Annotated in this window: 14 protein-coding genes; 9 read left to right on the top strand and 5 right to left on the bottom strand. The window is 42.4% G+C overall.

The window, feature by feature from the left end:
- Positions 1-236: 236 nt before the first annotated feature.
- Positions 237-746 carry a porin family protein gene (locus AC2204_RS07965; RefSeq protein WP_318924983.1) on the bottom strand — a complete coding sequence of 170 codons (510 nt, stop codon included), beginning with the start codon at positions 744-746 and terminating at the stop codon, positions 237-239.
- Between the two features lie 385 nt (positions 747-1,131).
- Here AC2204_RS07965 and AC2204_RS07970 point away from each other — a divergent pair, with 385 nt between their 5' ends.
- From AC2204_RS07970 to AC2204_RS07990, 5 genes are all read left to right on the top strand, one after another.
- Positions 1,132-1,725: a hypothetical protein gene (locus tag AC2204_RS07970; protein ID WP_318924984.1), complete on the top strand. Its 594-nt coding sequence runs from the start codon at positions 1,132-1,134 to the stop codon at positions 1,723-1,725.
- A gap of 938 nt (positions 1,726-2,663) precedes the next feature.
- Positions 2,664-3,107, top strand: coding sequence for an SRPBCC family protein (locus AC2204_RS07975; RefSeq protein ID WP_318924985.1), 444 nt, complete (start codon positions 2,664-2,666; stop codon positions 3,105-3,107).
- Positions 3,108-3,405: 298 nt separating this feature from the next.
- Positions 3,406-3,960 carry a GNAT family N-acetyltransferase gene (locus tag AC2204_RS07980; protein WP_318924986.1) on the top strand — a complete coding sequence of 185 codons (555 nt, stop codon included), beginning with the start codon at positions 3,406-3,408 and terminating at the stop codon, positions 3,958-3,960.
- Positions 3,961-4,106: 146 nt separating this feature from the next.
- Positions 4,107-5,297 carry an L-2-hydroxyglutarate oxidase gene (gene lhgO / locus AC2204_RS07985; protein WP_318924987.1) on the top strand — a complete coding sequence of 397 codons (1,191 nt, stop codon included), beginning with the start codon at positions 4,107-4,109 and terminating at the stop codon, positions 5,295-5,297.
- Positions 5,298-5,836: 539 nt separating this feature from the next.
- The gene (locus AC2204_RS07990; protein WP_318924988.1) at positions 5,837-6,145 is read left to right on the top strand and encodes a hypothetical protein; all 309 of its coding nucleotides are present in this window, start codon (positions 5,837-5,839) and stop codon (positions 6,143-6,145) included.
- 3 nt (positions 6,146-6,148) lie between these two features.
- On the opposite strand, the gene AC2204_RS07995 is transcribed toward AC2204_RS07990, so the two are convergent.
- Positions 6,149-6,739: a hypothetical protein gene (locus tag AC2204_RS07995; RefSeq protein ID WP_318924989.1), complete on the bottom strand. Its 591-nt coding sequence runs from the start codon at positions 6,737-6,739 to the stop codon at positions 6,149-6,151.
- 199 nt (positions 6,740-6,938) lie between these two features.
- On the opposite strand from AC2204_RS07995, the gene ovoA reads away from it, so the two are divergent.
- From ovoA to AC2204_RS08010, 3 genes are all read left to right on the top strand, one after another.
- Positions 6,939-9,053, top strand: a complete 2,115-nt coding sequence (gene ovoA, locus AC2204_RS08000) for a 5-histidylcysteine sulfoxide synthase (RefSeq protein WP_318924990.1) — start codon at positions 6,939-6,941, stop codon at positions 9,051-9,053.
- A gap of 93 nt (positions 9,054-9,146) precedes the next feature.
- Positions 9,147-9,455 carry a DUF1289 domain-containing protein gene (locus AC2204_RS08005; protein ID WP_318924991.1) on the top strand — a complete coding sequence of 103 codons (309 nt, stop codon included), beginning with the start codon at positions 9,147-9,149 and terminating at the stop codon, positions 9,453-9,455.
- A gap of 123 nt (positions 9,456-9,578) precedes the next feature.
- Positions 9,579-10,019: an META domain-containing protein gene (locus AC2204_RS08010; protein WP_318924992.1), complete on the top strand. Its 441-nt coding sequence runs from the start codon at positions 9,579-9,581 to the stop codon at positions 10,017-10,019.
- Positions 10,020-10,210: 191 nt separating this feature from the next.
- On the opposite strand, the gene AC2204_RS08015 is transcribed toward AC2204_RS08010, so the two are convergent.
- Positions 10,211-10,540 (bottom strand): hypothetical protein, encoded by a 330-nt coding sequence (locus AC2204_RS08015; RefSeq protein WP_318924993.1) that lies wholly within the window; start codon positions 10,538-10,540, stop codon positions 10,211-10,213.
- 454 nt (positions 10,541-10,994) lie between these two features.
- Between AC2204_RS08015 and AC2204_RS08020 the strand changes: the two genes are divergently transcribed.
- Complete coding sequence (locus AC2204_RS08020; RefSeq protein ID WP_318924994.1) at positions 10,995-11,489, top strand: CreA family protein; 495 nt, start codon at positions 10,995-10,997, stop codon at positions 11,487-11,489.
- A gap of 95 nt (positions 11,490-11,584) precedes the next feature.
- Here AC2204_RS08020 and AC2204_RS08025 read toward each other — a convergent pair whose 3' ends face one another.
- Together AC2204_RS08025 and AC2204_RS08030 are read right to left on the bottom strand one after the other, a co-directional pair.
- Positions 11,585-12,748 carry an ABC transporter permease gene (locus AC2204_RS08025; RefSeq protein WP_318924995.1) on the bottom strand — a complete coding sequence of 388 codons (1,164 nt, stop codon included), beginning with the start codon at positions 12,746-12,748 and terminating at the stop codon, positions 11,585-11,587.
- Positions 12,745-13,944: an ABC transporter permease gene (locus AC2204_RS08030; RefSeq protein WP_318924996.1), complete on the bottom strand. Its 1,200-nt coding sequence runs from the start codon at positions 13,942-13,944 to the stop codon at positions 12,745-12,747. The genes AC2204_RS08025 and AC2204_RS08030 overlap by 4 nt, the downstream gene beginning before the upstream one ends.
- Positions 13,945-13,946 lie beyond the last annotated feature (2 nt).

A 13,946-nucleotide genomic window follows, 5' to 3' on the forward strand; every position in this document is an offset into this window, starting at 1 on the left:
TCTGGCCGGAAGGGGAGTATATAGAGATCTAGATCACATTAACAATCCAAAACGGCGTTTTTAGTGTGCTCTGGATTCGAATGGATGGTTTGCAAGCAAATATAAAGCAATAAGCTCAATATTTGACTTTTCACTAACGATGTTCCTATTTTGTTTTGACAGTCCATATAGCGCAACAGGGAGAACACCGTTCTCCCTGTTATTCATTTTATGACACGTTAGCGACCATCAGAGTGTTAGAATCTGTAATCGACAGACCATACAACTTGCTGTGAATAATCAATTTTAGTGTTATTTTCACTGTAGTCCTGGTCAAGATAACGGTACGCTAATTCAGTTGACCAGCTATCATTAATTTCATACATCGCGCCTACCTGACCACCCCATACAAAGTCTGTTGAGCTTTTACTGGCAATCTCGCTATCAGCAAAACCAGCCGATACACCTGCGAATAAGTTCACTTGTTGAGCTAGCGGTATCAGGTAATCGTAAGATGCTAATAACATGTCTTGTGATGATTTATCCATGTAGCTATAGGTACCCATTACACGGTGATGATCATTGATAATCGCACCACCACGTAACTGATAAGTCGCATCTTCTCCGTTTTGATCATGGGTTCCTTTCACTTCGTCTTGCTGGTAACCGACACCACCACCAACAAACCAATCAGCGTCAGCCGCGAAAGCCGGAAGTGCAACCGTTGTAGCCAAGATTAACGATGAGATTGCTGTGAACTTTTTCATGAATCACTCCTGCCTGTTCTTTATATAAGGTACAGATTAACGTTGTTATCTGCTGTACTTCGTTTCGTTGATGATTACTCTACACAAGGAAACTGAACCTAAGCTTAAAATAAAAAACATTGTTTTATATCTGAATTTAAGCTGAACATCGCTCACGGAAATAGCAGGAAAGGGACTACAGTTTGTTAGTAATTAATTTAAATAAAAAACAACACTGACTCAAAAAATCTACGGTTAAAATTGACAGTTCGCGGCAGCAAGGCATTATTGTACATCACGCCGTACATAGCCGATTTAACTAAGACCATTCTCGCTGGTACGGAATGTGCCGTTATGTAAACGGCAATAATTGAAGACTATCACTCCAGTTCAGGGCATTTTTACTATGGCAGGAATCCACTTCCCCACCTCTTTGCTTTCCGGTCTAAAAATTTCCGGGGTAAGTGCTGCTATCATGCTCACCAGTTTGAACACAATCAGCCTTGCACACGCCAACCAGTATGTATCAGAGCTCAAGCTACTGAACTACACCGACTCCTATGGCAATATCACACTCCGTAATACCACAAATATCGAGCTACCCGATCCTATGGTAGTTAATGGCAATCTGAATTTAGAAAACAGCCGTATCCAGCGCCTGCCAAAAAAACTGGTCGTAAAAGGGAATCTCAATCTGGCTTATAGCTCAGTGACCCGACTTCCTCTAACATTGAAAGTCGACGGCTATATTAATCTTGCCCATTCTCAGATTACCTACCTGAATAATGGTCTAAGGGTCAGAGGGGATTTGAGCCTGATGGGAACGAAACTGACACAACTTCCCCCTTATATTTACGTCGGCGGTGATTTATATCTGGCAAATACGGCAATTACTGAACTGCCAAAATTTCTGGTTGTACAAGGGAGTATCTATTTGGGCGGAACGCAGATAGCATCGGTGCCAGAAAAAGCCTCTATCGGGGGTAAAATCTATCAATAACGAGCCTTAGTAACTCAACGTATTGACAAATATTGCGTTCAGCTTACACAAGTAAGATGACCGTTTATCTAGCGCCGAGAAAAAACGTTCTGCAATGTAATTTATCAGCGGGGGATCTGCATTAAAGCGGGTACTTTTTATTTAGCCAGAAACACCGATTTGGTTCTGCATGCTCCTGGCTACTGGGATACTAAAGATTCTCTATAATGACCTTCAGTTGGTTGTTCTAAAACACATCATATCGCTTTAGCGAATTTTCAATCAGTTAGATTTTGTTTTAGTTGTTTTATTTTGGTAGTAAAACCACTTTCTACGGTTTTGACTTTTCATATAACACCTCTCATTTTAATCAATGAGTAAGCTTGATATCACTAATTAAATACCGTTCTCACTCTCTTATTTGCTCTACTATAACCAGGTAATTATGACGAACATATTACGACCAGGTGAAAGTAAAACGATCTCTACATTCCAATCAAAATTAGCCGACTGAAAAACGAACAGGAATGAATGATCAATGAGATATTTTTCGTGGAAGTGATGCTAAGAAGTTACCTTATTTGAATGGATTAAGGTAAACCATATTCTCTAATAAATTTCACCTGACGATTTATATCTCAAAACCAATATAAAAGCCTTTATGCTCTTTTACAAGTATCATTTGTAATATTTTTGTGATTCATGTCGATTTTTTTTGCGCCCGCCTTGTCGAGTTATATCTGATTTTGTAGATAAAAACGTATTCTATCAATGCATAGCTCTATACTCGAATCTTTTGATAAAACGTAAAAACCAGAGACCCACCATAAAAACCAACAATCTCACTAATCCTCTGATTTTTAAAAAAATGCCAGAAATGATTCACTCCAAAACCTTGACACTTGTTTACATTTTGCTAGCATTCTTATCACAGCATGAAGAGAGGGGGAGGAAGGATAATGACCATCCACACCATCACATTAGAGCAAACAGCTAATGTGCCAAAAGACATTCTATTTCACCTGCTCTCTGACCATGAAAACTTAGGCCGTTTTTTTAATGCTGAGTTTTCATTAGTTAGGCAAGGAAAGCCTGAGACCAATGGAATCGGTGCTATCAGAGAAGTCACCACTGGCCCATTTACTTTTCAAGAACAAATTATCGATTACAAGGAAAACGAGCACCTCCACTACAAAATCATCCAAGGTGGCCCAGTCAAAGAACACGGTGGCTGGATCCGCTTTCAAAGCATTAACGCTAACCAAAGCCTGATTCATTATCGGATTAACTTTTCGCCAAAGATCAAAGGTACAGGTTGGCTTATCAAATATTTATTACAAAAAGACACCAAAAAAGCTTTATCGCATATTGCCCAACTTGGAGAATCTGAATGGCAACGCTGAGTGTGCTAACCATCAGAGATGACCTCGTACTGACGGGATTTCATCTGAGATGTCGCTCCACATCGCTCCAAACCACTTCAAAAAACAAAGTACAGCGAGAGCTCATTGGCTTCTAGTCTGTCAGCCATTTGAATCAATCGTCCTTTCACTGTGTTTCACCTAAAAATAATAGGAATGTCATACTTTCCGGTTAAATTATTTGAGTACATCTTTGATCTGGTGAATATTATTCAACGTGTGAAATCGATTTGATAACCACTAGGTATTAAATTGCAACCTTACACTCAGGGATGAACTCATGGGACAACAGCCTCTTTTGACAACAGAAAGGCTTATTTTACGACCACTCCAGCTTTCCGATGCCAATAAAGTCCAGCTATTGGCTGGAGATCAAAGTATTGCTAACGGTACAATCAATATTCCTCACCCTTATGATGATGGCATGGCCGGCCGGTGGATTGGCAAGCATCTGGCGGGTTGGCAAAGTCAGGAATCCGCTATTTACGCCATTACTCTCAAGTCGACCTATCAGCTCATCGGGTGCGTTGGGTTGCATAACATTTATGAACGAAAAGCCCAACTCGGCTACTGGATTGGCGTACCATTCTGGGGACTGGGATTCTGTACGGAAGCTGCTGAACGCGTCACTGAGTTTGGTTTCAAACGACTCAATTTAGACGTTATCTACGCCCAGCATTTAAGTCGTGATCCTGCACCTGGAAAAGTAATGCAGAAAATTGGTATGCAGCATATCACCACAAAAATCGATGCAACTAGGGTTAATATGATCACTGAAAATTTAGAATATTATGAACTCAATACGATGACAGAAACGGAAAGTCATCACTGTTAAATTAGATCGGTATTCGTTCTGTTTGCAATACATCGTTTTTATTTATTAACAGAAATAAACTATTGTTTTACCTGCCATAGCACAGTTCTCATCGGTTATATCAATTAGGATTATTGCTATCAACTTTCTTCACCATTGGTGTTTACATGATCCATTGTGACTATTTGGTCATTGGTGCAGGTATTATCGGTTTAAGTACCGCCTATGAGTTGCAGAAGCGGCAACCAGAATGCCATGTCGTTGTGGTCGAGAAAGAAATGGCTCCGGGCTTTCATCAAACCGGCCATAATAGTGGTGTCATTCATGCCGGGGTTTATTACACTCCTGGCAGTTTAAAAGCTCAGTTCTGCCGACAGGGTAATATCGCCATCAAACAGTTCTGTCAGCAACATCAAATTCCATTTGATGAATGTGGCAAGCTCTTGGTCGCAACAACGCAGCTCGAACTGAAACGAATGCATGATCTGGCTGAACGAGCAGTGTTGAATGATATTGAATTTAAGATCCTCGATCATGCTGAGCTGGTGCAAAAAGAGCCTAATATCATAGGGCTTGGTGCTTTGTTGATCCCTGCGACGGGTATTGTCGATTACCGACAAATATGCCTGAAACTGGTTAAGTTAATTAAACAAGCCGGAGGCCAAGTACTGTTCAACCACCAAGTAACCTCAATTGATGAAACGAACCATGGCGTAAACGTTGTGGCTAACGATGTCACACTGCGTTGCAATAGATTACTTGCCTGCGGCGGACTGATGGCAGACCGTATCGTTAAGCTACTCGGTGATAAACCCAAGTTCCAGATCATTCCTTTCCGTGGTGATTACTACCAACTGCCTGAAAGGCATAATCAACTGATAAGTCACTTGATATATCCTATTCCTGATCCGGATTTACCTTTCTTAGGCGTTCACCTTACCCGCATGATTGATGGCAGTGTGACCGTCGGACCCAATGCCGTTATTAACTTCTCACGCGAAGGCTATAATAAACATAGCGTACACCTTAAAGACTGCACTGAAATGCTTGCTTTCCCCGGTTTCAGGAAAGTAATTCGTCATCACTTCCGCTCTGCTTTAGCAGAATTAACAAATAGCTTCTGGAAGCCCGCATATTTAAAGCGGGTACAAAAGTATTGTCCTCAGTTAAAACTGACTGATTTACAACCTTACCCGCCTGGTATTCGCGCTCAGGCTGTCGATAAGAAGGGGTTATTAATTGATGACTTTATCTTCCACCACACTGAACGATCTTTAGTTGTCTGTAATGCCCCTTCACCGGCCGCAACCTCATGCTTTCCGATTGCTAGCTATATTGTTGATCAACTGGATATGTAATTGGGATTCTGCATAGTGTTGGTTTAACCGAATAGTTATATCGGTCATCTATATCGTATTACATCAATCATTAGCCCTTTCATTTTATAAAACGAACTTTAATTACGACCTTTTTATAAGAGACAGTATTAAACAAACTATAAGTGATAATTCTTCATCGGAAGAATTATATATATAACATTTAGTTACATATAGAAACCAGCCTTTATTTCCAAATAATTCATTACAATAGGACAATTAAAAACTTCCTTATAGAAAAAACTTACCGTATTACTAACGATATGACTATACTCATATCGATAGTGATGTAATAAGCAACAGGCATGATTAAGCAAAATTTGAGAATTGCTTTATATGCATATAGATGACCAAGCTTATTTAAAGTCACAGTTTTTGGTCTAACCGTTTGTTATTAAGCATCTTTAATTTTAATTAGCTTTTTTGAAATATATTTGTGAACAATAGGTCTTATTAAATGATTGTAGACAAATATACTTATAACAAATTGGTATTTACTGCCAAACGATGAGGTGAAGATTATGTCTAGCTTGAAAGTACTAACAGCCACAGCTGTGATTCTAATGTCTTCTTCAGCATTTGCGGACATCAGAGTTGCGGACACTCATAACGGCGCTTGGGTTACTATCACTGAGAATGGTAAGCCAGCAGCCAATGCTTCAGTTTCTGTAGCGAATGTTCCCCAACAAAAACAAAGCTACCAAACTGATGAAAATGGTCGAGTTTTCATTCCATTAACACTGGAAAGCTCGCGTTCCGTTAAATACAAAGCAAAAACTGAAACAGGTAAGGAATCATCTCGTTTTGCATTCCACTCTACCAACAAATAATTACTAATCCCAAGCCCCATAGCCTATCTTATGGGGCTTACTTTTTTTATCCATGTCATCGCGACGACTCAAATCCCTTGAGAGTACCAGCCCCAAACCTATTACTTGCAAAAATAAAGCTAGATTTCTAAGGCGTGAAATATATTTCATTTCATCTGAATATAAGTCACTTAAATCCAAGTTTTCCAGATATAGATGGTTTATTTTATCTCTCAGTTCAAGTTGTACCTCATTTAATTCAACCATTAATGAAGAAACCCCATCGAGTGATAGTATTGAAATGTCATTTTTTATCCAATAGTTTAAATCACTTATCACTTGCTGCATAATTTCAGGTGCTAACGGTTTATTCATTGAGTCACTATTTACCATCAGGTCTAAAACATGCTCACGTTTACGCTCAACAGTTTCAACTTGTTGCCATATCAGTGTAATTAATTTGTCATTATCAGCTTGTTTTTGGATAAAGGCGTTTGCCTGACGAGTTGCATCATCAATATAAAAATTGGTCATCAACGCTGATACCACATTTAACAGCAAGCCTGTGCCAACTAAGGTCCACGTCGGTATGGTTAACGCCTTTTTCAATTTCATCTTCCTGTACCTACGGCAGAGTACTTCAAGTATGGCAAAAATTTTCTCCACTATTCGCGTAAACATCATCAAAATTTATATTCCAACTGACAATGTCGGTATTACTGGCTGTACACCTGTAACTATCGCTGAAGATGAACTAGATTGTAAACTCGCACCATCTGGATACAGGCCCTTTTCTTACGGAGTTCGCTAGCCAATGGATACAAAACTCATTAGAAATACTCAGACCATCTTACTAACCGGTACTGATCAGGAAAGTAAGCGTCTGGAGCTCAAACGCTATTTTAATCAAACATGGGCCCTGTATGAATCACTGTTTGAAGTCGTTAACAACGATGACGCCTATTTTAAAATAGCGGAGCCACTCCGCCACCCTCTGATCTTCTACTTTGGTCATACCGCAACTTTCTATATCAATAAGCTAAAGCTTGGAAAATTCATAGAGCATCGGATAAATCAACACTTTGAATCAATGTTCGCCGTCGGTGTTGATGAGATGTCGTGGGATGATCTTGATGACACACACTATCAATGGCCGTCTGTAGATGCAGTTAGAAAGTATCGAAATCAAGTTCATCAAAGGGTTAATGCATTTATAGATGAAATGATACTTGAATTACCAATCAGTCAATCTGATCCAGCCTGGATTATTTTAATGGGCATTGAACATGAGCGTATTCACCTCGAAACCTCCTCAGTGATTATTCGTCAGCTCCCCCTCGACGACGTTAGCCCTCACCCTGAATGGGCAGCCTGTACCGATAGTAGCGAAGCGAAGCCCAACCACCTTCTTCCTGTAGCAGGAAAGTCAATCACTTTAGGTAAGAAGCCGGATAACCATACCTACGGCTGGGATAACGAATACGGCGAGCAGAGCTTTACGGTTGAAGACTTTAAAGCCGCGAAATACCTGGTTTCTAATCAGGAGTATCTGGCTTTCGTGCAAGCAGGCGGCTATAACCAGCTTCGCTATTGGAACGAAGAAGGACAAGCATGGCTCGCTTATACAAAAGCGACAATGCCACGCTTTTGGCGTTACCGTGACAATACGTGGTTACAGCGTAACTTATCAGAGGAGGTGCCACTCCCCCTTAATTGGCCCGTTGAAGTCAATCAATTAGAAGCGAAAGCATTCTGTAACTGGAAAACTGAACAAGCTCAAACCACCATCCGCCTACTAACTGAAGCTGAATGGTCTATTTTACGCGAGAATATCACGACAGACTCACCGCAGTGGTCAGAAGCACCAGGAAATATCCAGCTCGAATATTACGCCTCCTCTTGTCCGGTTAACCGATTCGAGCACAACGGACTATATGATATTGTCGGAAACGTATGGCAATGGACAGAAACACCGATTGACGGCTTTAACGGCTTTCAAGTTCATCCTTTATATGACGATTTCTCTACCCCGACCTTCGATGGTAAGCACAACCTGATTAAAGGCGGATCCTGGATTTCAACGGGTAACGAAGCTACCAGCACCTCTCGTTACGCCTTCCGGCGGCATTTCTACCAACATGCCGGGTTCAGGTATGTGGAATCAAAGCAAGACCCTGCCACCATGGCCAGGGTGAATATTTATGAAACAGACGAGCTTATTTCTCAATACCTCGAATTTCACTACGGTACTCAATATTTCTCTGTTCCAAATTTTTGTATCAACGGTGTACAACAATGTCTGCAAGAAATTCAACTGGTACATACTGCCAAAGCGCTGGATATTGGCTGCTCTGTTGGCCGGGCCACTTTTGAATTAGCCAAAACCTTTGATCATGTTGATGGTATTGATTTTTCAGCGCGATTTATTCAGCAAGCCTATGTATTAGCCGAACATGGCGAAAAGCGTTATACCATTCGCACAGAAGGCGATCTGGTTGAATTTAAGAGTGTATCCATAGCACAACTGGGTTATGAATCTCTGATCCATAAAGTCAATTTTATCCAGGGTGATGCATGTAACTTAAAACCACAATATTCAGGGTATGATCTTATCTATGCATCGAACCTGATTGATCGACTAAATGAACCCAAACAATTTTTGGCGACCATCCACCACCGTATCAATAGCAGCGGCTATCTGGTCATAGCGTCCCCTTACACATGGCTGGAAGACTATACGGATAAAGATAAATGGTTAGGGGGAATTAAAGTTCACGGCGAAAACTTCACAACCTTAGATGGGTTAACTGAAACCCTGATCAGCAATTTTGAGCTCATCGCGGTGAAAGAAATCCCCTTTGTTATCCGCGAAACTAAGCGCAAATTTCAGTACACGCTCTCGGAAATGACAATTTGGCGAAAGCGTTAGTCTATCCTCAGGTGACTTGGGGATAGGTCATCGACGCTAGAACAAGAAACAGATATATTACGCTCTCCGTTATATTTGGTGCAGTGTAGAAAAATGAAAACACCTTGTATTGCAAAATGTAAGAACAATGAAGGGATTTGCATTGGCTGTTTCCGCACAATGGCCGAAATAGGAGAATGGCGTCATATGTCAGATAAACAACACAGTAGCAAAATAGATCAAATCAAAGGTATTCGGTCAACACACAGCTGTAGTCAGTGTGGTAAGCCAGCTTACTGTGACATTAGCGCAGGAAAATCAACCTGCTGGTGTTTTGAATTATCCAAGCGTAATACTTCAGCAATCAAGCCTGGCACCTGTCTGTGTCGTACATGCTTATCAGCTCTGCCACTTCTAGATTAGCCCCTTGGGATTGAGACAGATCAGAGATGTCGCTTTCATTCAGGTGAAGTAAACTTCTTCGGTCGTCGCTAGTATTGATATGCTAAAATTAGTACTAATTCTCTGATGAATAAGGCTTAAACGATGAAAAAGTGGCTACTGGCAGTTATAGTTGCGTCATTCTCGCTACTCGGTTGCGACAGCAATCCACCCAGCGGTTTTTCAGCAAAAAATATTCAGCGGAGTTGGGTGCTGACTAAAGTCGATGGGAAAGAGAGCAATATCACAGAACCCCGGGTCGCGCCGAATATGACAATTGATTCCGATTTAAAAGTCGCAGGTTTCGGAGGCTGTAACCGCTTCTTTGGCCAAGGTGAAATTGATGGCAGTAAATTCAGAATAACAGCGATGGGATCCACTAAAATGGCTTGCATTCAAGATGACCAAGCAACCATTGAATCGATAATGACTAAATCTCTTCAGCAATGGAGCAATGCCGCGCTTGAAAACGATACTCTCACGTTAACCTCTGAACAACACATCCTGACCTTTATGCCTGGCGAGGTTGCCGCTGACGAGCTGTAACAATAGATCACATTAAACTAAGAACACCGAGGCTCACGCAGAGTTACCAAGTTGGTAGCTTCGACTGGCCGACGACGACTGACTGGATCTGTTAGCCAAAATGAAAAACCACTGCCAAAATGCAGTGGTTTTTCCATGTTAAATGTCCATAATTGCCATGTTCTAGTGGCTGATGCTGATTATATAATTGGTCACGCTTGCTGTTCTAATTGATAAAGCTGAATTTCATGAAGTACCCGCTCCGTCAGCAATTCGCCCATTGCATCTTTGATGTTAACTTCCATTTGTGAAATTGCCGGGAATACAGATTTATGCATTTCTTCTACACACTCTTTTGGTACCTTCATACTCATCCCAAACTCAAACGACGCCAGTGATAAAAATTTTTCCATCCGCTCAATTATCACTCTTGCCATTTGGTGGTCGGCACCGATATCAAGCAGCTCTTGCTCGACAATTTGTTCGAGTTGCGTTAGCTCTCTTGGCTGCTCTTTTACTGGAAAAGCTATGATATTTGACATCTTATCCTCCAGATTCTATTTATGTGTAAAAATACTCCGCTAATACATTTTCTTTGTAACGTGCTGTAATTATCATCCTATGTGTATTTTTTATTAAAGAAAAGTTTAAATGACTATTTTTCTCAATAAAAAATACCTTCATCACTCTACCGTATCACTCTCACTTGTTTACAGGCAAAAAAAAGGATTTATTATCAACAACCTAATTAAAAACCAAATAAAACCTTTCATCATAATATGAAACTATGACGGATTTTTATTCAGCGTTTGTACTGTTAGCGAGACTAAAAAATACCACCATACATCAATTCATAGCAGTACAGCAATGAGTGCTATTTCCAGCGAATCTTGGTGAATCCTAATGCTTCCCCCTTTTTTTGTTAAAATAGTATAAGCTGATGAATGCTCAAACGTTTTAAAGTATAAGTCCCCCCTTACAGACTTGGAGAATCAAATGAAAAAAGCGCTATTATTAGTGGGATTACTGGCTGCAACAGCCCTGTTAGCTGGCTGCTCAGATGATGAAGTGGGTGATGTAAGCTTAGGCATATTCACCACTAAAGATATTAAAATCCAGACTTTCACCGACCCGGAAATCCCGGGGGTAACCTGCCACATCAGCCATGTTCAGGGAAATCTCGATTTAGCCGACCCTTCTGATATGGGAATTGCTTGCCGGCAAACCGGCTTTATTACCATGGACATGATGAAAAACGTCGACACCTCAAAAAACGGTGAAGTGGTTTTTAAAGCTTCGAAGAGTATTTTGTTTAAGACCCTGAAAATCCGTCGTATTTATGATAAAGATAGCAAAACTTTGATGTACCTATCCTACTCTACCAAGGAAACTCAGGGTAGCTACAAGCATTCACTGTCAACGGTTCCACTCTATGGCTCAGAAGCCTGGACAGAGATGATGGCTGCCGAGCAGGCTGCGAAACAACAATAATTCAAAATCAACGCAAGCCATAAGGGCATGACGGAAAAAGCGCCAGTGATTCTAATTAAAGAATGTGGCGCTTTTTAGCCGTTTGTCATTAAAGTCTAAAGCGTAACAGGCTCTGACTTACCCTGAGTGCGGCACATCAAACCTGCAGCAATCAAGCCGTAGACCAAGACCTGCAGCCATAGTTGACCCCACCAATTAATCACTTGCTCAAAGCTGGCTCCCATCTGATTTAACCTCAGGAAACCATTAATTGCAGGCGTTGACGGTACCAGTTGAGCCAAGGCATGAATGGGAGCCGGAATCGCTGATGCCGGCCAGATAAATCCGGCGGAGAAAATCAACGGGAAAGAGCTGAGCAGGACGATCAAGGTGGCCAATTCACGCCGCGGGATCAATTGACCAATGATTATTCCAAGGAAAATCACTGCCAGCAAGAAGGGAATGGTCATAGCAATCAGATCGGATATTGATGCCAGACGGTTAATTTGGTTGCTTGAAAAGCTGTAACCAAAGTAATAGGCCACCAATGGCAAGTATATCAGTACAAACAACGCCGCACGCACGACCATAACCTGCCATCCAGGATAGCGTAGCCAGTATCCCGTTAGCCCCTGCAGACGGTATTCATTCTGTCCGCCCCCGAGTAAAGCAACGGCAATCAATAACGTCTGATGCAGGATCAAGACGAATACCGCAGGTACAACGTAATTGATATAGCCCATGGTCGGGTTAAATACCGGTCGCATATTCAACGTCATGGCTGAAGACTGCTCTGAGGCAAGGGCAATATTATCTCCTGACATGACCATTCGAGATACCTTCGCTTTAGCTCCCAGCGTACCACCCGCTGTCGCTAACCCTTCCACGATGGTGCCGTAGACCAGAAAATAAGCCGCATCGCCGGCATAAGCCAAGGTCGGGCTTTTACCCAATAATAAATCACAGTAAAAGTTATCAGGGATCACCAATAAACCTTGCACTTTACCGTTAATAAGTAATCTCTTAGCCTGGTCGAGGCTGTATGCGTGCTGGGTGATCTTCACCTGTGGCGTCGCATCGACCATCCGTTCCAGCTCCCGGCTCAACTGGCTGTTATCGAGATTGACGACTGCCACAGCTTGCTCCCGTGGCAGTTGCTGAGTGTATGGGAGAGGATACAAAAACGAATAAATGATCACCCCGCCAAACACGGTAAATAACAGTGCCGGGTTGGTGAATACCGCATTCAGCTCGAACTTCAATAATGCGCGCCAATTCATTTCAGATCTCCAGTTTCAAGTTCAGATCGTCCGGGCTCACTTCGCATTCTGTCTCGAGCTTCAGAGCGTGCAAGTTTCTGTACTTTAAACATCACCGGAACAAGTGCCAGAGTGAAACCCATCAGCGCTGCGAGATGAGGTATTACCGCCAGCAACGACGCGCCGTAGTTCACTTGCTGAATCTGAATTTCAATATAATGACTCACAGGCAACATCGCTCGCCATAATTGCGCCAGAAGCGGCATATCGCTGACTGGAAAGGTGATCCCCATGAACGCAAAAGCCGGGGCCGTGAAACCGGCAACTAAACTCATTGCACGAGTAGTGTCCAGTGGCAGCATGAAGAAAAGCGCTCCCATACTTTGGCAGGCAATCACCATCGTTAACTGGGCAAACATTAAAATCAACCAGCTACCCCGCATTGGCCATTCCAGTAAGCCATACAAGCCCCACAGGAATAGCCCCCCCTGAACCAAAAATAAGACCGTATAAGGTGCTAATTTGGCAAGCAGATTTCGTACCGGATGAGCGGCCAGCCAAGGTTGGATCCCCTGCTGGCGGAACTCTGCGGCCATGGAAAGTACCGTGGTGGCCACGATCACAATCTGCCAGATAGCCGGTATCGCTGTCGATGCTAAAAACTGACCATAGTGGTTGTTACTGTTAAACAACGGCGTGATCTGACTGCGAACCGGCACCGCCTGCCCCAGAGCCAGGCGCGGAACCGGTGCACCATCCGCCATATTTTTTACTGTATCAATGGCTGCCGTATAGGTTCCTTGGGCCTGATTCATTGCAGAGTTTATTAACTTACCAATCAAGAGGAACTGACTGTTGTAAAACGCCGTCACATCTGGGACTCGCCCTAGAATGGTCTCTTTTTCTAGCTCATGAGGGATCACTACTAGCGCGTAAATATCGCCATTTCGCAGTGCCTTACTGCCCTGTGCGACCGAATGAAACTGCTGTGTCACCTCAAGAGTCGGACTGGCGTCATAGTAACGCACCAGTCCGCGAGACATCCGGCTATGGTCAAGATCAACGACACCAATCGCCAGATCCCGGGCGATGCCCGCAGAAAAAATGGCCCAAATCGAGACAAACAAGACGACAGGGAGCCAAAACAGTAATGCCTTCAACCAACCATCAGCTGTCAGTATTCGCCACTCACGTTGGAGCTGTGGAGTTAACGCCATGG

The sequence above is a fragment of the Photobacterium sp. genome, from assembly GCF_057456235.1.